Annotated in this window: 18 protein-coding genes; 4 read left to right on the top strand and 14 right to left on the bottom strand. The window is 65.4% G+C overall.

Features of this window, described 5'->3' with window-relative positions:
• Nucleotides 1–1,002: 1,002 nt before the first annotated feature.
• From CHB99_RS23840 to peaA, 5 genes are all read right to left on the bottom strand, one after another.
• Nucleotides 1,003–1,458 carry an REP-associated tyrosine transposase gene (locus CHB99_RS23840; protein WP_042127044.1) on the bottom strand — a complete coding sequence of 152 codons (456 nt, stop codon included), beginning with the start codon at nt 1,456–1,458 and terminating at the stop codon, nt 1,003–1,005.
• Between the two features lie 151 nt (nt 1,459–1,609).
• Entirely contained in the window at nt 1,610–2,731 is a 1,122-nt protein-coding gene (peaD, locus tag CHB99_RS23845) for a quinohemoprotein amine dehydrogenase subunit beta (protein ID WP_042127046.1), read from the bottom strand.
• 32 nt (nt 2,732–2,763) lie between these two features.
• Nucleotides 2,764–3,087, bottom strand: coding sequence for a quinohemoprotein amine dehydrogenase subunit gamma (gene qhpC / locus CHB99_RS23850; RefSeq protein WP_042127048.1), 324 nt, complete (start codon nt 3,085–3,087; stop codon nt 2,764–2,766).
• A gap of 1 nt (nt 3,088) precedes the next feature.
• Nucleotides 3,089–4,519 carry a quinohemoprotein amine dehydrogenase maturation protein gene (peaB, locus tag CHB99_RS23855; protein ID WP_042127050.1) on the bottom strand — a complete coding sequence of 477 codons (1,431 nt, stop codon included), beginning with the start codon at nt 4,517–4,519 and terminating at the stop codon, nt 3,089–3,091.
• A 46-nt stretch (nt 4,520–4,565) separates the two neighbouring features.
• Entirely contained in the window at nt 4,566–6,143 is a 1,578-nt protein-coding gene (peaA, locus tag CHB99_RS23860; protein ID WP_042127052.1) for a quinohemoprotein amine dehydrogenase subunit alpha, read from the bottom strand.
• 410 nt (nt 6,144–6,553) lie between these two features.
• Here peaA and CHB99_RS23865 point away from each other — a divergent pair, with 410 nt between their 5' ends.
• Entirely contained in the window at nt 6,554–8,047 is a 1,494-nt protein-coding gene (locus CHB99_RS23865) for an aldehyde dehydrogenase family protein (RefSeq protein ID WP_042127053.1), read from the top strand.
• A 554-nt stretch (nt 8,048–8,601) separates the two neighbouring features.
• Here the strand turns inward: CHB99_RS23865 and qhpG are convergent.
• The 9 genes from qhpG to CHB99_RS23910 form a co-directional block, all read right to left on the bottom strand.
• On the bottom strand, nt 8,602–9,909 hold the full coding sequence (gene qhpG / locus CHB99_RS23870; protein WP_042127057.1) for a flavin-dependent monooxygenase QhpG: 1,308 nt from the start codon (nt 9,907–9,909) through the stop codon (nt 8,602–8,604).
• Nucleotides 9,906–10,571, bottom strand: coding sequence for a subtilisin-like serine protease QhpE (gene qhpE, locus CHB99_RS23875; RefSeq protein ID WP_042127059.1), 666 nt, complete (start codon nt 10,569–10,571; stop codon nt 9,906–9,908). The genes qhpG and qhpE overlap by 4 nt, the downstream gene beginning before the upstream one ends.
• Nucleotides 10,564–12,279, bottom strand: coding sequence for an ABC transporter ATP-binding protein (locus tag CHB99_RS23880; RefSeq protein WP_042127062.1), 1,716 nt, complete (start codon nt 12,277–12,279; stop codon nt 10,564–10,566). The genes qhpE and CHB99_RS23880 overlap by 8 nt, the downstream gene beginning before the upstream one ends.
• Nucleotides 12,279–14,180 carry a sigma-54-dependent Fis family transcriptional regulator gene (locus CHB99_RS23885; protein WP_089266658.1) on the bottom strand — a complete coding sequence of 634 codons (1,902 nt, stop codon included), beginning with the start codon at nt 14,178–14,180 and terminating at the stop codon, nt 12,279–12,281. Before CHB99_RS23885 ends, CHB99_RS23880 begins: the two co-directional genes overlap by 1 nt.
• 220 nt (nt 14,181–14,400) lie before the next feature.
• Nucleotides 14,401–17,109, bottom strand: coding sequence for a winged helix-turn-helix domain-containing protein (locus CHB99_RS23890; protein WP_042127065.1), 2,709 nt, complete (start codon nt 17,107–17,109; stop codon nt 14,401–14,403).
• Between the two features lie 261 nt (nt 17,110–17,370).
• Nucleotides 17,371–18,735 carry a DUF1329 domain-containing protein gene (locus tag CHB99_RS23895; RefSeq protein ID WP_042127168.1) on the bottom strand — a complete coding sequence of 455 codons (1,365 nt, stop codon included), beginning with the start codon at nt 18,733–18,735 and terminating at the stop codon, nt 17,371–17,373.
• Nucleotides 18,736–18,764: 29 nt separating this feature from the next.
• A complete protein-coding gene (locus CHB99_RS23900) occupies nt 18,765–20,666 on the bottom strand; it encodes a DUF1302 domain-containing protein (protein ID WP_042127067.1) in 1,902 nt (633 codons plus the stop codon).
• Nucleotides 20,667–20,980: 314 nt separating this feature from the next.
• Nucleotides 20,981–22,663, bottom strand: coding sequence for a fatty acid--CoA ligase (locus tag CHB99_RS23905; RefSeq protein WP_042127069.1), 1,683 nt, complete (start codon nt 22,661–22,663; stop codon nt 20,981–20,983).
• Between the two features lie 138 nt (nt 22,664–22,801).
• The gene (locus tag CHB99_RS23910; RefSeq protein WP_042127070.1) at nt 22,802–23,431 is read right to left on the bottom strand and encodes a LysE family translocator; all 630 of its coding nucleotides are present in this window, start codon (nt 23,429–23,431) and stop codon (nt 22,802–22,804) included.
• A 180-nt stretch (nt 23,432–23,611) separates the two neighbouring features.
• Between CHB99_RS23910 and CHB99_RS23915 the strand changes: the two genes are divergently transcribed.
• From CHB99_RS23915 to CHB99_RS23925, 3 genes are read left to right on the top strand one after another with little or no spacing between them, the layout of a single operon-like run.
• Nucleotides 23,612–24,187 carry an NAD(P)H-dependent oxidoreductase gene (locus tag CHB99_RS23915; RefSeq protein ID WP_042127071.1) on the top strand — a complete coding sequence of 192 codons (576 nt, stop codon included), beginning with the start codon at nt 23,612–23,614 and terminating at the stop codon, nt 24,185–24,187.
• A gap of 12 nt (nt 24,188–24,199) precedes the next feature.
• Nucleotides 24,200–24,556, top strand: coding sequence for a MerR family transcriptional regulator (locus CHB99_RS23920; protein ID WP_042127073.1), 357 nt, complete (start codon nt 24,200–24,202; stop codon nt 24,554–24,556).
• Between the two features lie 19 nt (nt 24,557–24,575).
• The gene (locus CHB99_RS23925; RefSeq protein WP_042127075.1) at nt 24,576–25,532 is read left to right on the top strand and encodes a 2-hydroxyacid dehydrogenase; all 957 of its coding nucleotides are present in this window, start codon (nt 24,576–24,578) and stop codon (nt 25,530–25,532) included.
• Nucleotides 25,533–25,558 lie beyond the last annotated feature (26 nt).

Here is a 25,558-nt window from a genome sequence, read left to right on the forward strand (position 1 = left end):
GCATTCGACCCTGGGCTATCTACCGCCCAACCGGTATGAGCGGCAGATAGCCTGAGCTCCCACATTGCGGTGTCCGGAAAAAGTTGACCAGCTCAGCAAAACATGACAACCCGATCCGGGACTGCTGCGCAGTCCTTCGCGAGCAAGCTCGCTCCCACAGAGGTGTCGTTGCCAGACTGAGCCCGGTTGCCTGGCACCGTTTCAGCTCATCCGCGATGCCACACCCGACAAGCCCACCAACCCGTGGGAGCGAGCTTGCTCGCGAACGGGCGCGCAGCGGCCGCAAAACATGACAACCCGATCCGGGACTGCTGCGCAGTCCTTCGCGAGCAAGCTCGCTCCCACAGAGGTGTCGTTGCCAGGCTGAGCCCGGTTGCCTGGCACCGTTTCAGCTCATCCGCGATGCCACACCCGACAAGCCCACCTGTCCTGTGGGAGCGAGCTTGCTCGCGAACGGGCGCGCAGCGGCCGCAAAACATGACAACCCGGATCCGGGTCTGCTGCGCAGTCCTTCGCGAGCAAGCTCGCTCCCACAGAGGTGTCGTTGCCAGGTTGAGCCCAGTTGCCTGGTACCGTTTCAGCTCATCCGCGATGCCACACCCGACAAGCCCACCAACCCGTGGGAGCGAGCTTGCTCGCGAACGGGCGCGCAGCGGCCGCAAAACATGACAACCCGATCTGGGACTGCTGCGCAGTCCTTCGCGAGCAAGCTCGCTCCCACAGAGGTGTCGTTGCCAGGCTGAGCCCGGTCGCCCTGGTACTGTTTCAGCTCATCTGCGATACCACACCCGACAAGCCCACCAACCCGTGGGAGCGAGCTTGCTCGCGAACGGACGCGCAGCGGCCGCAAAACATAACAACCCGATCTGGGACTGCTGCGCAGTCCTTCGAGAGCAAGCTCGCTCCCACAGAGGTGTCGTTGCCAGACTGAGCCCGGTCACCCTGGCACTGTTTCAGCTCATCCGCGATGCCACACCCGACAAGCCAGAGGCGGCACCAGGGCTAGAGCCAGACAGCATCCCAATGTGAATAATCCTGAACCCGTTCAACCAGCCCCGCGCGTAACGGGTTGGCGATGATGTAACGCGCCACCGCCTTCACATCCTCCTCCCGCCGTAACGCACGGTCATGAAAGCCCGGCTGCCACAAACGCCCCGAACCCTGCCTGACCTGATTGACGGCCCGGGCACTACGGGACTTGAAACGCTGCATCAAACACGCCAGCGATCCCCGCTGCAAATCGACCAGCCAGTGAATGTGATCGGGCATCACCACCCAGGCCAATGAATGGATGCCCCCTTCATCCTGCGCCTGACGGAACTGCCGGATCACCATCCGGGCCGGCTGCAGTTCCTGAAAGACCGGCAAACGTCCTTCCACCTGACAGGTCAACAGATACAACCGCCCACGCTCGGAATACCGTCCAAGACGCAGGCGTCCAGAGGCTGCATAAGACATGACCGACTTCCTTGAGCAAAACCTCCAAGGTAGTCAGTCCACATGAGAGCAGTCGCGATGAAGTCGTTCGAGATGTATCCCTGGAATACAGACCATTGTGGGAGCGAGCAAGCTCGCTCCCACAACTACAACAAGAACACGTCAGGTCGGACTACCGCACGAACACCTGCGCCGTAGTAATCGCCATATCCCCACCCGGCAAGGTGATCTTGCCCAGTGGCTTCAGGCTGTCGGCATCGAAGATCGCCACGTCGTTGTACGTCCCCGCCAGGTACACCTTGCTCCCCGCCCGGTTCATCGAGATGCAGTAGTACGAGTGATCCAGGGTCGCGGCCTTGACCAGTTTCTTCTCCTTGATGTCGTACTTGGCCAGGCGGTTGAGCACGCCGTACACCACGTTCGGGTCCTTCGGCGAGCGCATGCCGCTGAAGTAGATCTCGGTCAGCGGACCGAAATCCACGGTCTGGGTCTTGCCGGTCTTCAGGTCGATGTTGAAGAAGCCATACAGGTTCTCTGCGGTCGCCGGGTCCTGCTTCTCGTCGGTGTATTTCGCCGTGGTGTAGAGCAGCGAGAAATCATGCCGCCAGGTCTGCTGGTTCCATACGTAGAGCACGTCCGGCGCACTGTAGTTGGGACGTTTCCAGTTGCGACTCGGCACGATGACGTCGAACTTGCCGGTCTTCACGTCGACCTTGTAGATGTCCGGCCCGGCCACGTACAACGTGCCGTCGTCGCCGCTCTGCATGATGGTCAGCTGGCGCGGCGCCGGGAAGCTGCGCAGCGGTTTGGCATTCAATCCACCATCGGTGCCGTAGACATCCAGCCGCGGCGCCTGCACTTCGTAGTGATCGCTGAACAGCTTGGTCGGGTTGGCGACGGTGTAGATTTCCTTGCCGTCATGGCTGACGGTGAAGGAGAACATCGAACGCGCCTTTTCCCCCGGCAACTGGGTGATGCTGGCGTGGAACACCTGTTTGCAACTGTCCAGTTCGACGCCATAGATATCGGCATAGTGGTTGTTGAGCACGTAGGCGATACGCCGGTCCGGCGACATCTGCACCGAGCCCGGGCCGAAGGCGTCGGGCATGGCGCAGGTCTTGTACAGCTTGTCGCTGGCAAGATCGATGACGTGCAGGTTGTTCGGGTAGTTGGTGACGGCCATGTACTCCTGGCCAGCTTTCAGCGCCTTGCCTTCGTCGGCTGCCTGGGCCAGGCCGGCGGTCGCGCCGAGCGCCACCAGGGCGGCCAGGCCGCGGGTTGCAATCTGGAGCATGCGGATATCCCTCTTCTTGTTCGCCTGGGGGCTCATTTGTCGTCCGGGAACACGGTCCCGAGGTTGCGCCAGCTGTCCCCGGAGGACTGCGCGTCCTTGTTCCAGTCGGGGAAGGTGCTCATCATGTCCGGCACCTGGGCCGGCCACCAGCAGGGGTCGGAGCAGCCGTAGAGGTCCGACTCCATCGGCTGGCACAGCGACGAGACACCACCGAAAGCGTCGATTTCCCAACCCGGGTCGGTGGTCGAGGCGCAACCGGCGATCGAGTTCATCGCCAGCACTTCCTCGATACGGTTTTCCTCGGCGGCCTGTTCCAGTTTCAGCGCTTTGTTGTTGATCGGTTTCAGATGCTTCATGTCAGTGGACCTTGCGCGCGGTGATGTAGCGGCTGATGAAGGCCGGGTTCTCGGCCATGATCCGGCTGTAGACTTCGATGCCGAAGTCCACCCAGTCACGCATCAGTTCGCAGTAGTGGTAGGTCGGATGGGTCGGGTCGCCGTAACGGGCGTAACTCTCGTGGTAGCAGCCACCGGAACACAGGTTGCGGATGCGACAGCTGTCGCAGCCGGTGTTGGTGCGGTCCAGGCGCTGCGAGAGAAAGTCGTTGAGCTCGACCTGCTTCACCCCGCTGTGGACGTTGCCGAAGGTCGGCAGCGACGAGCCGGTGAAGCGATGGCAGAGGTTCAATTCACCCTTGTGGTCCACCGCCAGCATCTTCAGGCCCGCGCCGCAGGGCAGCGCCTTCTTGTGCCCCTCGTGGATGTCGGTGAGCAGTTGGTGCAGGTTGGAGAAACCGATATTGCGATGCTCCAGCGCCGCCTCCAGATAGCGCCGGCCGAGGGCCTTCATGTTGGCGAAGACCTCGATCAGTTCCTCGCCACTGAGGTTGTAGGCGCTGATATCACCCGAGGTCACCGGGGCGAAACCGACTTCGGCGAAGCCCATCTCGTTGAACAGGTGGTTCCAGATGGTCTCGATATCGGTGACGCCCTTGGTCAGGGTCACCCGCGCGCCCACCGGGCGGCTGTCGTAGCGCGAGAGCAGCATGTCGGCCTTGCGCCGCACCACGTCGTAGGTGCCCTGCCCGCCCACGGTGATGCGGTTGCGGTCGTGCACGGTCTTCGGCCCGTCGATGCTCACCGACAAGCCGAAGCGGTGGGCATTGAGGTAATCGACGATCTCCTCGGTGAGCAAGGTGGCGTTGGTGGTCATGACGAACTCCACACGCTTGCCCGCCTCGGCGAAACGCCGCTCGCAGTAATCGACCATGTACTCGATCAGCTTGCGATTGCTCAACGGCTCGCCACCGAAGAACACCACGGTGTAGACCGGCTCGTCCGGCGACTCCCTGAGCAGCATCTCCACCGAGGCCACCGCGGTCTCGACGTCCATGCGCTTGCCCGCCGAGGGCTTGTCCAGGTCTTCCTTGTAGCAGTAGGTGCAGCTCAGGTTGCAGCCGGTGTTGACGTTGAGCACCACGGTATTCAGCGCCGTGCGCTCGACCCGCTTGAGCGCCGTCTCCGGGCTCAGCGGCGAGCCGTCGCTGACCAGCTCCAGCGCGATCAGCTCGCGCAGGGTCTCGTTGATTTCCGCACCGTCGAAACGCGCCGCCAGACGCTGCACCAGGGCATCGCTGGAGCAGCTTTCACGGCGCAGTGCGTCGATGATTTCCCCGGTCAGGGCGTCGCTGGCGAACAGCGAGCTGCTGGGGATGTGGAACAGCATGCGGGCCTCGTCGACCCGCACTTCATGCAGATTGCGTTCTACCAGGTTCAGGATGGCGCCCATCACAACCTCCTCGAAAACTCGGATATGGCCAGGTCAAACCGCCGACTCACGGGATGGGCGGGTTGTTCCAGCGCTGGATGGTCACGATCATCTGGCCTTCGCCGGTGCGCGCCTTGCCGGCGTCGTCCACGGCGGCGATGACCTTGAGGTTGCCGGCGTTGTTGGTGGACATCTTGCGCGCCGGGTTCGGGCCGGCATCGCCCGGGGTGAAGACCCCCGTTTCGGCCTGCATCACACCGGCGAACTTGACGTCCTCGTCCTCGCGGGCGCGCTCGTCGAAGGGCTCGACCGTCCATCTGGCCGGGAACACGCCGATGCGATAAGCCTTGCCATCGGCACCCTGGCCCCAGGCCTCGGCGTCGAAACGCCCCTGGACTTTCGGCGTGGAACCACCGTTGTCCCCCACGCGCGCCACCGAGAAGGCCGGGACCACCTTCACTTCGGCGATCTCGCGGTACAGCGCCAGTTGCTGGCCACCCAGGGCACCGACCTTGACCTCCTGCAGACCGCTGGCGGCATCGGCGGCGGCCTTGACCCGGACCTTGATCCGTTGCGGGGTGTTCTCGATCACCTGCAGCACTTCCACGCCCGCGCCGAACGACGGCGTGCCGCTGAGGCCGCTGCCGACCAGGGTCAGTTCGCTTTCGCCGCCGGCCTTCAGGTAGCCGGGCTGTACCGCCAGCAGACGGGCCTTGCCCTGCTGCGCGGCAGTGAAATCGAGGCCGCGTTCGTCGTGGGTCTTGTCGAACATGCGCCCGGTCAGCTGGCCGTTACTGGCGGCGAACACCTGACGCATGCTCACGCCATCGACCTCCACCGTGCCACGCCATTCGTAGCCGCTGTACAGCACCGCGCTGCCCTCGCCCTTGAAGGGCGAGCCGTCGGCGTACTGACCGTCGAGGCTGACCTTGAAGTGGTCGCCGTCCTCGGCGCTGACCTTCATCACCCCGTTGAGCTCGCCCTTGCCCGGCAGATGACCGCTGAAACTCCAGTCGCCGGCCAGGGTCGCGGCCTTGGGCATGGACTTGCGCCAGTCGCTCCAGGCCTGGGTATCCAGCGGATATTTCTGCGCCAGCAAGGGGACCATGTCCTTCTTCGCCAGCTCGAACCAGTCGCGGTCGCGGGACAGTGCCTGGTATTCCAGCGACGGCCACTGGCCGAGATGGAAATTCACCAGCCGCTCCCATTCCTGAGCCGGCCGCCGCTGCAGGGCAACCCGCGCCCCGGAGTGGCAGCGGGCACACATCTGCTTGGTGGGTTCCTCGATCTGCTCGACGGTGTTCAGCCGCCGTTCGAGGGCGTAGCGCACGCCGTCGGTTTCGCTGGGCGCCAGGCCCTGGGTGTCGGCGAGGTACTTGACCAGGGTGCGCCGGTCGTCGTCGCTGATCTGCAACTGGTGCATGGTCTGCATGCGGCCGATGGTCATCAGCCAGCCTTCCGGGGTCTTGCGCTGGTGGCTGATGCGGCTCAGGGCATCGTTGCCCTCGGGCAAGTGACAACCCTGACACGTCTCCATAAGGATCTGCCGGCCTTCCCGGGCCTGGCTGACCTGGGGCTGCAAAGCAAGGCTGACCGCCACTGCCAGCAGGCCACCGGCGCTGGCGAACCTGAGTGTTCTCTTCATCGATGACTGACCTCCCACGGGGTTCTTCTTATTGTTCGTACACTTCTTATAGGTCTCTTCCGTCGGCCACATTGCGGCAGAGCGCACACCGAAGAGCCGCTTGCAGGGGTCGATACATATTGCGTGCCAAACGCTGCAGGCACCGGTTTACGCGGCTTGCGAGCCACGACAGACAAGCCTTCCGGCTCGTTTCGCGACATTTGAGACAGCCTGAGACAGTCCGATACAGCTGTCTCAGGCTGATGAGACAGTCTCAGCAACTGTCGCAATTTGCGACAGGCGGCGGACCACCCACAGCGTGCGGCCCCACGGCGCGGCCTTGGATTCATCGGGCCCGCGCCGGTATTGGCGACCTTGGCACAGCGGTTGCCATGTCCTGGCATTCACTCACAAGAAAAAAGAGGTCTGCCATGTCCACCACCGCCCCCCTGCATCCGGCCGTCGAGGCCTTCATCCGGCGCGCGCCGACCATGTTGATCGGCGCCGACTGGGTCGAGGCCAGCGATGGCGAGCGCCTGACCCTGCGCAATCCGGCCACGGGCGAGGCACTGTGCCAGGTGCCGGCGGCGACACCGGCCGACGTGGCACGAGCGGTGGGTGCCGCGCGCCAGGCCTTCGATGATTCGGCATGGAGCCGTGCCCGCCCGCGCGAGCGGCAGAACCTGCTGCTGCGCCTGGCCGACCTGATGGAGCGCGATGCCGAGATCCTGGCCCAGCTGGAATGCCTGAACAACGGCAAGAGCGCGGTCGTGGCGCGGGTGATGGACGTGCAACTGTCCATCGACTTCCTGCGCTACATGGCCGGCTGGGCGACCAAGATCGAAGGCCATACCGTCGATGTATCGCTGCCACTGATGCCCGACGACCAGTTCCATGGTTTCATCCGCCGCGAAGCGGTGGGTGTGGTCGGCGCCATCGTCGCCTGGAACTTCCCGTTGCTGCTGGCCTGCTGGAAGCTCGGCCCGGCCCTGGCGACCGGTTGCAGCGTGGTCCTCAAGCCCGCCGACGAAACCCCGCTGAGCGCCTTGAAACTGGCCGAACTGGTGCTTGAGGCCGGCTACCCGAGCGGCGTGCTCAGCGTGGTCACCGGCGTCGGCGCGGTCGCCGGCGATGCCCTGACCCGCGACCCGCGCGTCGACAAGCTGACCTTCACCGGCTCCACCGCCGTCGGCCAGCAAATCGGTCGGGTGGCCATGGACAACATGACCCGGGTCACCCTGGAACTGGGCGGCAAGTCGCCGACCATCGTCATGGCCGACGCCGACCTCGCCACCGCCGCCGCGGGCGCGGCACAGGCGATCTTCTTCAACCAGGGCCAGGTGTGCTGCGCCGGCTCGCGCCTGTACGTGCACCGCAAGCACTTCGACAACGTGGTCGCGGACATCGCCGGGATCGCCAACGCCATGAAGCTGGGCAACGGCCTCGACCCGAGCGTGCAGATGGGCCCGCTGATCTCCGCGCGCCAGCAGAAACGTGTGTTCGACTACATCGAGCAGGGCCGCGGCAGCGGCGCCACCATTGCCTGCGGCGGCGAGCAGTTCGGCCCGGGCTACTTCGTCAAGCCGACGGTGATCGTCGACGTCGACCAGAAGCACCCGCTGGTGCAGGAAGAGATCTTCGGTCCGGTACTGGTGGCCATCCCCTTCGATGACGAAGCCGAAGCGCTGCGCCTGGCCAACGACAGCCCGTACGGGCTGGGGGCGAGCATCTGGTCGAACAACCTGGGCGCGGTCCACCGCATGATCCCGCGCATCAAGTCGGGCTCGGTCTGGGTCAACTGCCACAGCGCACTGGACCCGGCACTGCCGTTCGGCGGCTACAAGATGTCCGGCGTCGGTCGCGAGATGGGTGCGGCGGCGATCGAGCACTACACCGAGTTGAAGTCGGTGTTGATCAAGCTTTGAAGAATTCAGGTGCCAGATGCTCAGGGCTGATCGGGGCTGATCATCACGAAACGGGGGTCTGGTGCCTGATCCACACTGTAGATAGCGCGACATGGGCCCTGTGGGCATGGGTATCTACGTATTTTTGAAGCACATGTCTTGAGACTTGTAGCGCCCTTCAGATCGAGCGCCGCCCGCGCGGCGCATCGCGAGCTCGCTCGCTCCTACATTTTTTGCAACGTGCCTATGCCTGACAGGCCATGGTTGACCGCCTTGTGTGTACGACGTGGTATCGCGTCGCCCCTAAAAGCTTCCCCGCGATAGATCGCCAAGCGCCAAAGGCTGGCAACGCCGCTCTCACAGGCCATGGCACGTTGCAAAAAATGTAGGAGCGAGCGAGCTCGCGATGCGCCGCGCGGGCGGCGCTCGATCTTGAGGGCGCTGCACATGTTGAGACGAACACCTGGCGGCCCTGATGCGGTTTACCGTCAGGCGTTCAGGATTGTGTAGAACCCGTACAGCGATAAGGCCAGCAAGCGCAATGATGAGGTCCCGTGTCGCGCCTTTACCTTGTTTCAGGGGCGGTAGCCCTGACTCAGCAACCAACTGCGCACATACCGCTGCTGCTCAGGACTCAATGGCGCCAGCACCTGTTCGGCCGGTTCATCGCGCAAGCGGCTGACCAGCGGCGCCAGTTCGACGCCATTCAGGTGCCAGATGCCCAATGGCTGATCGGGGCTGATCACCACCGGCGCAAGGTCCACCAGACCCTCGCGCAGCACTGGCGCCTGTTCTATGCGCAGGCTGGAGAAATCCGCTTCGGCATGCACCGGCTCGGCGTCCGGCCAGTGGCGCCGCGCCTGCCAGAAGGGCTCTTCGGCCCACCGCCGTTCTTCCAGGTAGAAATCCCGCCCCAGCCGGGCGAACCGCCAGAACAGGTGCTCGACCCGTTGCTGATGGAAACGCAGGGCCAGGTCGCGGCGTTCGGGATGAGTCAGCAAGGTGTTGATCACCGCCGGCGCCTGCAGTGCGGAAGACAGCGACTGGAAAATGCCATTGCCCGACAGCGGGTCCACCGCCATCGCCGCATCCCCTACCCGTAGCCAGTTGGCACCGCCGCAGAGGGGCGTGAGGATCGCCGTGCTGCTGCGCGCATGCAGTTGCAGGTCGTGTTCCTGATCGCTGTCGAAGAAGGCCCGGGCCAATGGCGACTGCCAGCGCCGCTCACGGCAGAACTCCAGCAGCGCCGCCTTGTCCGGCAGCGCGGTGGCGGCGACATCCAGGGTCCACTGCCAGTAGCAGCGGCCATCGGCCTGGCGCGCCATCCACACCCAGCCGTCGGGCTGGCTTTCCACGGCGCTGGCGCTCTTGCCGGGCGGGCCCTGCCAGCGATTGAGCAGGCTCAGGGTTTCCGGTCCGCGCTCGGCGCGCCCCAGGGATCTGTCGTGTTGCGGCGCCTGGCGACCACGGGCCTCGACGTGGAAATCGGCACCGAGGGCAGGCGCACCCTCCAGTTCGATCAGGCTGCGCCCGTCTTCGACGCGCACGCCGAGCACCCGCGCTTCGATCACCTCGATCCCGGCGTTGTGCAGGTCGTCACGCAAGCCCTGATCGAAACGGGGACGGTCCAGAAGGAACTCGACATTGCGGCTCTGCGCCTCGCTGTTCCACCGCGCATGCCGCCGCGAAGGCTCCCCCGCCACCGCCAGCGCCTGCTTCAGGCCCGTGCTGCGCAGCGCTTCCAGCACGCGTTGCGAAACGCCTTCCAGCGCGGCGAAACGCCGCCATTCGCTGACCACGCGAACATCGTGGCCCAGTCGTTTCAGGCCCAGGGCAACCGCCGCGCCCGCCGGGCCGGCACCGAGTACGACGATGGACTTCAAGCCCGCCCCCGATATTCACGGCCACGGTAATGGGCGTTGTGCAGCAGCCAGGCCATCACCAGCGCGTTGCTGGCATGCGGCTGGTCGCGGAGGAACGCGGCGATATGTCCGGTCAGCGCCGCGCAGCCGAAACTGGCACCGGACAAAGGGCTCTCCTTGGCCCGCACGCAGGCGCCGAAATCGGCCTGGGGACTGTCCAGCCAGCTCCACTCGTCGCGCTGGCAACGGGCATCGCCGGTGATGCGCAGCACGCCCGGATAGGCGGCGGGATACACCGGCAGGCCCTGGGCCGGGGTCGAGGCGCAGATCAGCACGCCGGCGTCCTGGGCCGCCGCGCAGGCCTCGCGCAGCGCCGGGCGATCCTCGCGCAGGCCGAGGCTGAGATTGATCAGGCGCACGCCGCGCATGACCAGCCATTCGATCCCGGCGGCAACCTGCAAGGCGCTGGTGACGCCGCGTTCGTCGAACACCTGGGCGACATGGATCGGCAGGTCACCCGCCCCCGCCGCGATCAGTTCGACCACCGCCGTGCCGTGGCCCAGGGCATCCTCCCGCGCCGCCTGCTCGCTGACGCCGACCGCCGCCAGTTGAAAGCGCCGGGCATCGGCCAGGCGCTCCGCTGGACCGCCGCTGTCGACCACGCCGATGCGGACCTCAGACATGCCCGGCCTCCCGCACGCGCAGCCGACCGTCCTGCAGCAGCAGGTGCAGATCGGCGTTGGCCAGGGTCGAAGGGCGGTGGCTGACCAGGATCCGGGTCCGGTCGGCGAACAATTGGTCTATCGCGGCAATCACTTCTCGCTCCGTGTCTTCATCGACTTGTGAGGTGGCTTCATCCAGCACCAGCAGCAGGGGATTCTGGAGCAATGCGCGAGCGATGGCGATACGTTGTTTCTGTCCGCCGGAAAGTTGCTGGCCACGCTCGCCCAGCGGGCTGTCCAGCCCTTGCGGCAGGCTGGCGATCAACCCGTCCAGTCGCGCCAGGCGGGCGACTTCGGCAATGGCTTCGCGACTGGCCTCGGGCACGCTGTAGGCGAGGTTGTCGGCCAGGCTGCCGCGGAACAGCACGATGTCCTGGCTGACCACCGCCACGCGCTGGCGCAGGGCATGCAGATCGAGTTCGCGCAGATCGACACCGCCCAGCAGGATCTGACCGTCCTGGGGATCGTAGAAGCGTTGCAGCAGGTCGATCAGGGTCGACTTTCCGGCGCCGGACATGCCACTCAAGGCCACCTTGCAGCCGTGCGGGATGCTCGCTTCGACCTGCTGCAACAGCGGCGGGCGCCCCGGATGGGCGAAGCACACGCCGCGCAGTTGCAGATCGCCGCGTTCCGGCATCGGCGTTGTCCGCGCCGGGCTGTCCACTTCCGGCGCCACCCCGCGCAACTCCATGACCCGGCCCAGGCTGACGCTCATGCGCTGCACCGCCACGTACAGGCCGAGCAGGCTCTGCACCGGCCCGACCGCCATGCCGAGGTAGGTGGAAAAGGCGATCAGCGCGCCCAGTTGCCAGGTGCCCTGCACCACCCAGTAGCCCCCGACCAGAAAGGCGCAGGCGCGCGACAGGGAGGTCAGGGTGCCGGGCACCGCCTGGGTGAAGAATTCGGTGACCTGCACGCGCAACAGCTGATTCATGTAGCCCTGCCCCAGCCCGTCGAGGCGCCGCGCCTCGCGCTGTTGCTGGCCAGCGGACTGGATGAACTTCATCGCCGGCAGGGTTTCCACCAGAAACGACGAGACGTCCGCCGAGCGCTCGCGCAACTGGCGCACCTCGCGCTCGACCTTGCGCCGCATCCAGCGCAACCAGAGCACATCCAGCGGGATCAGCAGCAGCGCCAGCAGCGACAGTTGCCACGACAGCATCAGCAGCATGCCCACGGCGCAGACCAGGCCGATCACGCTGGATACCGCGGAGAACAGCGAATCCACGGCGAAGCGCTGGATCTCGGCGACATCGCCGTCCAGCCGCGACATCAGGTCGCCCAGGCGGCGCTGGCCGAAGAAGCTCGGCGACAGACGTTGCAGGTGGCGATACAGGGCGTCGCGCAGGGCAAACAGGATGCGCCCGGACAGCCGCGTGTGCAGGTAGCGATTGAGGCCGGAAAGCAGGGTGCCGAGGATACCGGCGAGAACCATCAGCCCGGCGATCGACGCCAGCCGCGCAAAGTCCTTGGCCAGCAAGCCGTCGTCGATCAGCAGCTTGGTCAGCCAGGGCTGCACCAGCACCAGCGCCGTAGCGCACATCGACAGCCCCAGCAGACCGACGATGGCCAGCCGCTGCGGGCGGATAAAGCCGTACAGCCAGTGCAGGGCGTCACACAGGGCGGGCCGGTCCTGATGCTCGATCAGGCGGCTGAGCAGACGCTGGATCACGGCGCGATCCGCTTGAGCTTGCGGTACAGCGTCGCCCGGCTGATCCCCAGGGCGACCGCGGCGGCGGTGGCGTTGCCATGATGACGGTCGAGGGCCTGGCGAATCAGCTCCAGCTGGCTGTCGCGCAGGTTCTCCGGCTGCGCCCCTGGCGCGCCGCTGCGCAGCTCATCGAGCAGCGGCTCGGGCAGGTGATCGAGGTCGAGCACCTGTTCGCCCTCCTCGCGCATCGCCAGGAGCAGGCGCAGGCTCATCTCCAGCTGACGGATGTTGCCCGGCCAGTGATAGGCCTCGAACAGCCGTGCCAGCTCGTCGGACAGCCGCACGCCATGGCCGCCGAGGCTGCCCAGCAGGCTGTCGATCAGTGCCGGCAGGTCGTCGCGCTCGCGCAGGGCCGGCAGGCGCACGCTGATGCCGTTGATGCGGTAGTAGAGGTCTTCGCGGAACTGCTGGTCGGCCACCTGCTGCTTGAGGTCGCGGTGGGTGGCGCAGATCAGGGCGATATCCAGGTCCTGCTCCTGGGCCGCGCCCAGCGGCGCCACCTTGCGCTCCTGCAGTACCCGCAGCAGCCGCGCCTGCAGGGCCAGCGGCATGTCGCCCACTTCGTCGAGGAACAGCGTGCCGCCATGGGCCTGTTGCAGGCGCCCGACCATGCCGCCACGACGCGAACCGGTGAAGGCGCCCTCGCGGTAGCCGAACAGCTCCGACTCGATCAGGCCCTCGGGAATCGCCGCGCAGTTCACCGCGATGAACGGTTTGCTGGCGCGCGCGCTGTCCTGGTGCAGGGCACGGGCGACCACTTCCTTGCCGCTGCCGGTCTCTCCCAGCAGGACCACCGGCAGGTCGCTGGCCAGGCCCTGGCGGGCCATGCGCAGGGTGCGGGCGAAACGGGCGTTGCCGGCCCCCAGTGACGCCAGCGTGGGAGTGACGGACGCCGGCGCGGTGCGACTGACGATCGCCGGCACCGACACCGCCAGCGAGCGCTGCGGCAGGTGCAGGGTCTTGTAGTGAAAGGCGCCCTTGGCGGTCTCGACGCTATCGACCTGGCCTTGCTGCAGGCGCGCCAGCCACTGCTCGACGCGCATGCCCAGCAGGTTGTCGCAGCGCTGGCCGATCAGGCTGGCACGCTCGCAGCGCAGCAACTGGCAGGCCTGGTTGCTGGCGGCGAGAATGCGCCCGTCCAGGCTGATCGCCAGCAGCCCCTGCCAGCAGGAATCGAGGTACTGCCGGCGGCTGTGGAAGGCCAGGACGATCTGTTCCGGGAAGCTGTTTCTGAACAGCCGGCTTTCGATCTGCATCACCGCCATGGCCAGCAGCGCGGTGCGGTCGTGCAGGCGACCGAGCGGCCCTTGGCGGGTCAGGTCGAGGACACCGAACAGCTCGCCCTGCGGGCAGTGGATCGGCACCGAGGTGCAGGAAAAGTCGCTGAGGCGTTCGAGGAAGTGTTCGCCGCAATCGATCTGCACCGTGCGCGCCTCCACCAGCGCGGTGCCCAGGGCGTTGGTGCCGCGGGCCGCTTCGCTCCAGCAGGTGCCGGGGGCGATATCGTCGAGGCCGCGGCGCCTGAGCACGCCGGACTCGCCCTGGATGGCGAGGATGGTGGCGTCGGCGTTGGCCAGAATGATCAGGCTGTCTTCTCCCTGGCGCGCGCCAAGAAAGTCCAGCTCGGCGCTGGCGGCATCCAGCAGCGGACGATTGCAGGCCAGCAGCAGGTCGAGACTGGCGGCGGAGGTCAGGCTGACTTCCTGGCCGGCGTTACCGGTGACCCCATGGCCGAGGCTGCGACGCCAGGAGGCATCGATTTCGGCACGCAGGAAACCGTCGGGCAATTGCCCCTCGACGGACAGGCGTTCGCGGGCAAGGCGAGGATTCGAGGTCGGGGCGGTTTTTATTGTGCTCATCGGCGGCTCCGGATCGGTTATCCGATACAAGCAAAAGCTGCGCCATATCCCTTTGGTAACACTTCCCTGGAAACCCGTGGAGATGACGGGCCGCCGTAGGAGCGCGGCTTGCCCGCGAAAGGACCGCAAAGCGGTCCCAATTGAGGTGTCATCAGGGACCGCTTTGCGGTCCTTTCGCGGGCAAGCCGCGCTCCTACGGAGAGTTTGGAGTATAAGCCTGTTACAAAAGCCCCAGCGACTTGGCCCGGGCCACCGCCTGGGTGCGCCGTTCGACCCCCAGCTTGCTGTTGATATGGCTGGCGTGGGTCTTCACGGTGTGCAGGGAGATGAACAGCTGCTCGCTGATTTCCTGGTTGGAACAGCCCTGGGCGATCAGCTTGAGCACCGCGTGTTCACGCACACTCAGGGTTTCCGCGCTGATGGCGCTTTCCTGGCTCGGCAGCAGGGCGAGCAGGCTGATCTGCGTCGGGCTCGAAGGCTGCGCCTGCAGTTGTTCGCGCAACCAGTCGGGATGTTCGTTGAGCAGCCGCTGGAACGGTTGCAGCGCGCCTCCTCGCGCGGCGTCGAGGGCCTGGGCCAGACGCTCGCGCGCGCCCGCCTGATCGCCCTGGGCCAACGCCAGCCCGACCTGCTGGCACAGGGTGACCAGGCACAGCAACTGCCCGCCACTGGCCTGGCCACGATTGAGCAGCGCCTGCAGACGCTGGCCGGCCTGGGCGACACGCCCTTGCGCCTGCTCCAGCAGCGCCTGCTGCCATTCGATATGCAGCGCCAGCAGCGGGTGGAACTCCGGCGCCGCGGCAGCCTGCTGGCCGCCATAGGTCTGGCTCAGGCGCAGCAACCAGGACTCGGCCAGGTCGTTGCGGCCCTGGGCCAGCCACAGTTCGCATTTCACCAGGGTGATCATCGCCAGGTAGAAGATCGGCGGCACATCCCAGATATGCATCAGGCGTTCGGCCTCGGCCAGTTCGGCGAAGGCCTCGGCGAAGCGCCCTTCGCGCCCGTCCAGGGTCGCCAGGGCGCAATGGCCGATCAGCACACTGATATCACGACAGGCCCGCGCCTCGATCAGCCCGGCTCGCAGGCGACTGCGCCCGGCTTCCGCCTGCAGGCGTCCCACCAGCAGATAACCCTCATAGAGCATCAGCCGCGCGCGCACCGCATACAGCCGCTGCGACGACAACCCGCGCAGGCGGTGCAGGCCCTGGCGCACTTCGTCCATGGCCCGCAGGATTTCGCCGCGGGCATGCAGCACCCGCGCGCGGTCGTAGTGGGCCAGGGCCTCGAACAACGGATTGCCGACCCGCTGGGCCAGTTCCAGGGCTTCGCGGTTCCAGCCGCGGGCACGCCAGAAGTCGGCGTCGGCGATGGCCAGGTTGGACAGGGTCGACAGGCACATCAGGCGCTGTCCGTAACGCTTGTGCGGCAGGCTCTGCAGGGCCTGCTCGCAGAACGACCGGGTGCGTTCGCGATCGCCGCGCCCGCGGGCGATGATTCCGCTCAGCGCCAGCCATTGCGCCAGCATGGATTTCTGCGCGGTGGCCGAGGGCGCCGGGAGGAAGCGGCTGAGATGACTGGCCAGCTCCTCGGCGGCGTCCAGCTGACAGGCCAGGCCCAGCGCCCAGCTGTACAGCACGATCAGCCGCGGCGTGCTGATCAGCAGGCTGTCGGGCAGGTCCATCTTCCAGCGCAGGAGCATGCCGACATTCTGCTCGGCCAGCAGTTGCTCCTCGGAGAGGTTCTGCACCAGGTTGGCCGCGACATCCAGGTGCCCGGCACGCAGGGCCTGCTCCACCGCCTCGTCGAGCAGGCCCTGGCCATGGAACCAGCGGCAGGCACGCAGGTGCAGGCTGGAAAGGGGCAGGCTGGCCTGGCGGGTGCGCAGCAGGTCGGAGAACAGATGGTGATAGCGGAACCAGTAGCCGTGCTCGTCCAGCGGTACCAGGAACACCTGGTGGGACTGCAGGTAACGCAGGATCTCGCCACTGTCGTGGCTTTCCCGCAGGGCGTCGCACAGATCGCCGCAGAAGCGGTCCTGGCAGGCCGTGTCGTTGAGGAAGGCCTGGACCTCCGCCGGCAGGCAGTCGATCACTTCCTCCAGCAGGTAGTCGCGGATCAGCCCTTCGCCACCGTGCAGGGCCTGGGGCAAAGCGTTGTCGACACCGGACTCGGTGGCGGCGAGCAGCCAGAAGCGCAGCCCGGCGACCCAGCCATCGCTGCGCTGCACCAGGTTGTCCAGGGCCTGGCCGCGCAATGCCGTGGGGTGCTGGCCGAGCACGGCAAAGGACTCGTCGGGGGTCAGGCGCAGATCCTGTTCGGTGAGTTCCTGCAATTGCCGCGACAGGCGCAGGCGCGCCAGGTGCCAGTCCGGACGCAGGCGCGAGGTGACCAGCAGCACCAACCCGGGCGGCAGGTGATTGAGGAAGAACTGCAGGCAGCGATCGAGGACCGGGCCCTGGGCCAGGTGATAGTCGTCCAGCACCAGGAGAATGGGCGCCGAACCCTGCAGGTGCAGGGTCAGTTCGTCGAGCAGGCTATCGAGCCATTCCTCGAAGGCGAACGGCTGGTGGCGCTGGCGCATCTTCAACAGGCCGAGGGCCTGGCTGCCCAGGCTGGGGCAATGCTGTTGCAGGCCTTCCAGCAGGCGTTCGAGAAAGCGTCCGGGATCGGCATCGCGCTTGCTCAGGCCCAGCCACAGGCTGCGCCATTGCGCGGGCAGCCCCTGACAGAACTCCACCGCCAGCGAACTCTTGCCGAATCCGGCCGGGGCATTGACCAGCAACAGGCGACCGCCGAGCCCGGCCTGCAAACGCTGGCACAGGCGTGCCCGCGGCACATGCCCATCGGGCAGTGGCGGCCGGTAGAAGCGTCCTTCCAGCGCGGACACGGTCTGGCTGGTGAACCCTTGCGTGCTGGACAGATCGGTCATGGCCGGTTCTTTCCTGGGGGAATCTCGGCGAGAGGGATTGGCGCAGACTAGCGGGTTAACCGGCACATTTGAAGGCGATTGCCGCAAGTACGGAAAAAAAGACTACAACAAGAAGCAACAAGAACAACATTGATTGGAGGCAAGGAATGACGCTGAGGAGTAATAAATCAGCCAGGAAGGGGGATTATTTCTGATACCCGCCAATCAAAACGCCCCGGCAAGCCGGGGCGTTCTGGGGGATCACACGGAGTGGGTCAAACGTTAACGCACGCCCGACTGACGCAGGGCTGCCGGCTGGAACTCGGCCTTGGTCGAGGTGAAGCCGAAGTCGTAGGAGCGTTTCTCCTCGTTCTTCATGCCCAGCGCCAGGTAACGACCGGATTGCAGGTCATAGATGGCTTCCAGGGTGTACCACGGCACCTGGACGTTGTAGTAGTTCTGGGAGTGAGCCTCGGATACCCGCCACAGCTGGCCGCGACCGTCGTACTGGTCGATCACCGCGGCTTGCCAGGTGTCCTCGTCGATGTAGAAGTCACGCTTGGCGTAGATGTGGCGCTGGCCTGGCTTCAGGGTCGCCACCACGTGCCACACGCGGCGCAGCTCGTAACGGGCGAGATCCTGGTTGATATGGCCTGGCTTGATGATTTCGTCGTACTTCAGGGTCGGCGAGTCCAGCTTGTAGCTGTTGGAGGCGATGTACAGCTCCTTCTTGCCTTCCAGCTTCCAGTCGTAGCGGTCCGGCGCACCGTTGTACATGTCGAGGTTGTCGGAGGTACGCAGGCCGTCGGCGGCGGTACCCGGACCATCGTAGGACACCTGCGGCGCCTGGCGCACACGACGCTGACCGGCGTTGTAGATCCACGCCTTGCGCGGTTCCTTGACCTGGTCGAGGGTCTCGTGAACCAGCAGCACGGTACCGGCCAGACGCGCCGGCGCGGTCACTTCCTGCTTGAAGTAGAACAGCACGTTACCCGGTTCCTGCGGGTTGAAGTCCTTCATCTGATCGCGGAAGACGAACTGGTCCTGGAAGTACACCAGGCTGTAGCTGCCGTTCTGCTGCGGCGTGGCCTGGGTCACCAGGCGGGTCACGCTGCCGCCGCGGTAGCGGGTGATGTGGTTCCAGATCACCTCGACGCCGCTCTTCGGAATCGGGAACGGTATGGAGACGTGGAAGTTGTTCAGGCCGTTGCCGCCTTCGACCAGGGTGGTCTGGGTGGCGTTCTGCTTGATGGCAGCCAGGACGTGGTCCGGCACGGTGGCGCCGCGGTGGGTCTTGTACACCGGGATCTTGAAGGTTTCCGGGTAGCGCTTGAACATCGCGAGCTGGCCTGGGGACAGCTTGTCCTTGTACTGATCGACGTTCTGCGCGGTGATGGTGAACAGCGGCTTTTCGCTGGCATAGGGGTCGGATAGGAAGCCGCGGGCATCGGCGGTGCCGGCGGTCTTCGACAGCGGCTCCCACGGACCGATGGAGCCGTCGGCGTTACCAGCCTTTTCCGCGCCCATCGGGGTCAGGGTGGTGCCCAGCTTGGCCGCTTCGTCGGCGGAAACCGCCGCCATCACGCTGCTCGCCAGCAGGGACAGGCCCAATACGCCGGCTTTCAGAAAGGTCTTGGTGCTTTTCATGGTCATGTGCTTCTTCCTGAAAAATGCGCTTAGAAGTTCACGCCGAAGCTGAGGGCGACGAAGTCGCGATCATCCACGGTGGTGTACTTGCCGTCGAAGAAGTTGGTGTACGACAGGCTGGCGGTGTAGGTGTTGAGATAGTCGGCATCGAGACCGAGGCTGACGGCCTTGCGACCTTCCTCGAAGTTGCCGCCAGGGCCAGGCGAATAGCCGTCGACGTCATGCGACCAGGCCACGCTCGGCTTGAGGTTCACACCGGCGAACACGTCCGGGTAGTCCCAGATGGCACGGGCACGGTAGCCCCAGGAGTCGGAGGTGGTGTAACCGTCGCTTTCGCAGTAGCGGGTCAGGTTGTTCTTCGGGCCAGCGCCCAGGGTGCTGGCGTTGAGCGAACGGCAACGACCGTTCGGCAGCGGGCCTGGACCGTAGACCGGGTCGCGGCCGTATCGGGCTTCGGAGTTGCTTTCCAGGCCGCCGACGTGGGTCCAGCCGACTTCGCCCACCAGCGTCAGGCGGCTGGCGCCCATCACCTGGTCGAAGAAGTGGGTGAAGGTGGTCTGCAACTGGGTGATTTCCTTACGACGGTAGCCCGGCTGGTCCTGGCCTGCACGGCCCTGGAGTACCGATGCGGTCGGATCAAGCGGCGTCAGGCCGGAGAACAGGATATCGGTGGTGTTGAGCTGGACCGGGGCATTCGGCCGGTAGCTGATTTCGCCGCTCCATGCAGTGCCGGTAGGAAGCGTGGTGGAGAAACTCAGACCGTAGAGGCGGATGTCTTCCGGGTATTCGACGTAGTAGCTGGAGTTGCCCGCCACCACCAGCGGCAACAGCGTGGGTGCCAGGGCTGCGGCCTGAGCCAGTGGTATACCATTGGCCACCAGGCGACCGACGAGGGCGTTGGGGCTGTAGGAGCTGGCTGGACCGCCCTTGCCGCTGAAGATCGGCGCGCGGCTGTGATAGTTCATGAAGTAGCCACCGAACTCGGTGTTCAGCGGCTCGAACATGTACCGCAGCGCCACGCCGAATTGGCCGCTGTCACGGGCATCACGGTCGCCATCGCGCCGCACCACCACACCTTCGTCAGGCGAGCCACGGGTCACGCCCAGTTGTGCCAGGGCATTGCGCACGGCAGGCGAGGCGATGCTCGAGTTCGGCGCCAATACCGCCAGGTTGCGATCGCAACCATCGGCGATCACGTCCGGCTGGGAGAAGAAGGTGCCGCAGTTGTCCGCGACGGTCTGGTCCCACTCCAGCTGATAGAAGGCCTCGGCCGACAGGTTGTCGGTCAGGCTCTGGGACACGTAGAACATGTTGACCGGAATCAGGCCTTCCTTGATCTCGGCCCCCGGACGACGGAACGCGGCCACGTCGATCGGGTTGATGCTGTTGATGCCGCCACCGATGAAGGTACTTTCACCCCAGCTCACCACCTGCTTGCCCAGGCGCACGGAGCCTGGCTGATCGGCGATGGAGTAGTTGTGGTAGACGAATGCGTCGAGAATCTGCCCGCCGGAGGACTTGGCGCCTTCCTTGCGATTGGAGTCGCTGATGTCCTTGAACTCGCGGCTCTCGTCCTTCAGCTCGAAGTCGTACCAGTACTTGCCGCGAACGAAGACGCCGGTGTCGCCGTACTTCAGTTCGAGGTCATGGATACCCTTGAAAATCTTCGAGAAGGTTTCACCGCGCTTGAAGTTCAGGTGACCGTCGTCGGAGGTCTGCGACAGGCCGCGACCGCCATTGTTCACCCCGATCAGGTTCTTGTTCGGGCTCTCGGTGGACCAGCTGGCACCGATCGACAGCGACGAGTCGAAGCTCCCCTCGATCTCCCCGATGTTGAAACTGACCGCGAATGCAGGACTTGCAAGCGTAGAAGCGAGGCTGACGGCCAGGGGCAGTTTCGCCCGGCGCCAGAACAGATTTACTGATGTCATCGACGCTACTCCATGTACTTTATTTTTATGGCAGTGAGTCCTTCAAAGAAACGGGCCGATGGACACCAGGCCGCATGTCGGTGCGCTGCTTGCGCATTCCCCATTCCTCAAAATCCCCTGACCCGACTATAGCCAGCAGGTAGTAGTGCTTGATCCCTCTAAAGTGTGATTTGCACATTACCCTCGCCCATGGCAGCGCCATCGCGGGCGACACGAAGACTGGCCGGGCAAGGATGGCTGATTTTTTTCATTTCACAAGGCGGCGAAGCCTCTGGAACGCGGCTCGCACCGGTCAAGGCACGAGCCGGCGCGGCTTACAGGGTGGAAAGGAATGCGCTGTTGCTGGCCTGCCACTGGGTGATGTCGACGCGAATACGCTTCTTGTCGAGCTTGCCGACGCTGGTCTTGGGAATTTCGGTAACAAGGGCAATCTGGCTGGGAATCGCCCACTTGTTGATGTGTCCCAACTCGACGAACGGCTTGAGGTGTTCCTTGAGTTCCCGCGCGTCGATGCTCGCGCCCTCGCGTACCACCAGCAGGGCGAACGGGCGTTCGCCCCACTGCGGATCGGGAACACCGACCACGGCCACTTCGCGTACCGCGGCATGGCGACTGATGAGGTCTTCCAGGTCCAGTGACGAAATCCACTCGCCGCCGGTCTTGATCACGTCCTTGATGCGGTCGCGAATGTCGATCACGCCCATGGTGTCGACGGTCGCCACGTCGCCGGTGTGCAACCAGCCGCCGTCCCAGAGCTCCTCGCTCTTCTCCGGCTCGCGGAAGTAGCCCATGGTCAGCCAGGGTGCGCGCAGTACCAGTTCGCCCTGGGACTCGCCATCGGCCGGCAGGAAGTTGCCATTGCCATCGACGATCGCCGCTTCCACCAGCGGCACTGGCACCCCGGCCTTGATCCGGTAGGTGATGCGCTCGTCCTCGCTGCCGGCGAGCAGTTCATCGTTGAGGTGGGCGCAGGAGATCAGCGGGCAGGTTTCCGACATGCCATACGCGGCGGTGAGCTGGATCCCGCGGGCCTTGGCCGCTTCGTACAGGGCGCGGTTCAGCGCGCTGCCGCCGATGATGATCTTCCAGCCGCCGAAGTCCTGGTCCTGGGCGTTCTTGCAGTTGAGCAGCATCTGCAGGATGGTCGGCACGCAGTGGGAGAAACTGACCTTCTCCTCGCGCCACAGGCGGACCAGCATGTCCGGCTCGTAGCGCCCGGGATAGACCTGCTTGAGCCCGAGCATGGTGGCCACGTAGGGGATGCCCCAGGCATGGACGTGGAACATCGGGGTGATCGGCATGTACACATCGTCGGTGCCGAGCAGCCGCACGCTGTCGATGCTACCGGTAACAGTGGCCACGCCCAGGGTGTGCAGCACCAGTTGGCGGTGGGTGAAGTACACGCCCTTGGGGTTGCCGGTGGTACCGGTGGTGTAGAAGGTGGTGGCGACGGAGTTCTCGTCGAAGTCGGGGAAGTCGTAGTGCGGGCTGGCGGCGGCCAGCAGTTGCTCGTATTCGCCGACCAGGTTGGGCAGGTCGGCGGTCTTCTCCGCACCGTCGGTGAGCAGCAGGGTCTTTTCCACCGTGGTCAGTTGCCCGGCGATACCCTGGTAAAGCCCGACGAAATCGCTGTTGACCAGCACGAAGCGGTCGTCGGCGTGGTTCATGGTGTAGAGGATCTGCTCCGGCGACAGACGCACGTTGATGGTGTGCACCACGGCACCGATCATCGGGATGGCGAACATGCACTCCAGGTAGCGATGGCTGTCCCAGTCCATCACCGCCACGGTATCGCCCGCCTTGACCCCGGCCTCGGTGAGCACGTTGGCCAGCCGCGCGATGCGCTCGTTGAGGGTCAGGTAGCTGTAGCGCAACTGGTCGCGATAGACGATCTCGCGGGTTTTCTCGTAGCGACTGCCGGACATCAGCAGGCGCTTGATCAGCAGCGGGAACTGATACGCACCCTCGGTGGGGGCGATGACGCGAGTCTGCAACATGGGAATCCCTTTTCTGGAGTTGCACGGGGCATGGACAAAGCTGTCACTACTCTAGAACGGGGCGGCGGCGGTCAAATCAGCCAAAGGAATGATTTGACCGTGTTTCGACCGAACGGTCACGCCCCAGGGCGCCTCTGTTCAGCGGATTTCGCTGAAGGCGATCTTCACCCCGAGGGCGATCAGCACGGCGCCCATGGTGCGGTCGAACCAGTGGCCCATGCGGGCGAACGCGGCGCGCACCCGGGCCTGGCTGAACAGCATCGCCACCAGGCAGAACCACAGGCCGGTGGCCATGGCCAGGTAGACGCCGTAGCCGGCCTGGACCAGACGCGGGGTATGCGGGTCGATGACCACGGTGAACAGCGAGAGGAAGAACAGCGTGGCCTTGGGATTGAGGCCGTTGGTCATGAAACCGGCGACGAAGGCGGCGCGCGGGGTGCGCTCGACGGTCGACACCTGGATCGACTCGGCCCCCGCCGCCGCGGGCTGGGCGCGCAAGGCCTTGAAGCCGATGTAGATCAGGTAGGCGGCGGCGGCCCATTTCAGCACGTTGAACAGCATGATCGACTGCGACACGATCAGGCCTATGCCCAGCAGCGAGTAACCGACATGCAGGAAGATCGCGGTACCGACGCCGAAGGCGGTCCAGGTCCCGGCGCGGCGGCCATGGGTAACACTTTCCCGCACGACCACGGCGAAGTCCGGGCCGGGACTGGCCACGGCGAGCAGGTGGATCAAGGCTACGGTGAGAAATTCTGCCCAGTACACGAATGACGGCTCTTGGTAACGAATAGGGGTGGATACCTTACCCATTAATAACTTGTTACAACAGGGCTTGCGAGGGGGACTCCGCTTGCCAGCGATGAGGCCCTGAGCATCACCACGAACCCTTGACTCTCCCCCATGGGTCATCCCCCACCCTGCCCTGCTTTCCAGCAGGAACCCACCATGAGCAAGCGCATCCTGATCCTCCTCGGCCACCCCTCCAGCGACAGCTTCTGCGCCGCCCTGGCCGGGCATTACCGCGACACCGCCCTCCACGCCGGCCACGATGTGCGCCTCATCAGCCTCGGCAGCCTCGACTTCGACCCCGTCCTGCGCGACGGCTACCGCCTGCCACAGCCCCTTGAACCCGCCCTGCTCGAAGCCCAGCAGGCCATTGCCTGGGCCGAGCGCCTGGTCCTGGTCTTCCCCATCTGGTGGGGCGGCGTGCCCGCCCTGCTCAAGGGCTTCCTCGACCGTGTCCTGCAACCGGGTTTCGCCTTCCGCTACAAGTCCGGCTCGGCGTTCCCGGAAAAACTCCTGGCCGGCCGCCACGCCCACCTGCTGGTGACCATGGACACCCCGCCGTGGTACTACCGCTGGTTCCAGAGCATGCCCGGCCTGCACCAGATGCGCCGGACCACCCTGGCGTTCTGTGGCATCCGCCCGGAAAAGACGCTAACGTTCGGCCCGGTTCTCGATTCCACCCCGCAACGCCGCCAGGCCTGGCTGGCGCAAACCCGCGCCCTGGCCCTGCGCTGACAAGGAAGTGCAATGTTCATCGGCGAAGCCGCCCGTCTTTCCGGCACCACCCTCAAGACCATTCGCCATTACGAAAGCATCGGCCTGCTGCCCGCGCCCCGGCGCCAGGGCAAGTACCGGGTGTATGCGCAACATGACGTCGACCTGCTGGTACTGATCAAGTGCGCGCAGAAGCTCGGCTTTACCCTCAAGGAGATGCAGGCTCTAATGGCCGACGGCCAGACCCGCCGCGACGACATCCGCGCCGCCATCGCCGCGAAGAGCGCCCAGCTGCGCCAGCGGATCGACCAGTTGCAACACCAGCTCGGCGAGCTGCAGGCGTTCGATGCCGACCTCCAGCAACTGCCCGATCGCTGTTTCCCTCTCTGAAATCCACAGGAGCCCCGCCATGACCCACGCCGTCTTTCTCGATCACAGCTCACTGGACCTCGGCGACCTCGACCTCGGTGCTCTGCGTGACTGCTTCGAGCGCTTCGACGTGCATTCGGCGACGGCGCCCGAACAGGTCGTGGAGCGCCTGCGCGGCGCCAGCGTGGCGATCAGCAACAAGGTCGTGCTCGATGCGACGACGATCAAGGCCTGCCCGGACCTCAAGCTGATCCTGGTGGCCGCCACCGGCACCAACAACGTCGACCTGCAGGCCGCCCGCGAACAGGGCATCGTGGTCAGCAATTGCCAGGGCTACGGCACGCCGTCGGTGGCCCAGCACACCCTGGCCCTGCTGCTGGCCCTGGCCACCCGCCTGCCGGACTACCAGCAGGCGGTCGCCGCCGGCAAATGGGCCCAGGCGAAACAGTTCTGCCTGCTGGACTTCCCCATCGTCGAGCTGGAAGGCAAGACCCTCGGCCTGCTCGGTCACGGCGAACTGGGAGGCGCGGTGGCGCGCCTGGCGGAGGCTTTCGGCATGCGCGTGCTGCTCGGCCAGTTGCCCGGCCGTCCGCCCCGCGAAGACCGCCTGAGTCTGGAAGAGCTGCTGCCGCAAGTGGACGCCCTGACCCTGCACTGCCCGCTCAACGACAACACCCGCCACATGATCGGCGCGGCGCAACTGGCCCTGCTCAAGCCCGGCGCCTTCATCGTCAATACCGCCCGTGGCGGGCTGATCGACGAACAGGCCCTGGCCGACGCCTTGCGCGCCGGCCATCTGGGTGGCGCGGCCAGCGATGTGCTGAGCGTCGAACCGCCGGTCAACGGCAACCCGCTGCTGGCCGGCGATATCCCGCGCCTGATCGTCACCCCGCACAGCGCCTGGGGCGCGGTGGAGGCACGGCAACGCATCGTCGATCAGCTCGGCGAGAACGCCCGCGCCTTCCTCGCCGGCACGCCACGCCGCGTGGTCAGCTGAGCGGCGTCGGCTTCTGCTAGAATTCG

The sequence above is a fragment of the Pseudomonas japonica genome, from assembly GCF_900188455.1.
GTDB classification, from domain to species: Bacteria; Pseudomonadota; Gammaproteobacteria; order Pseudomonadales; family Pseudomonadaceae; genus Aquipseudomonas; species Aquipseudomonas japonica.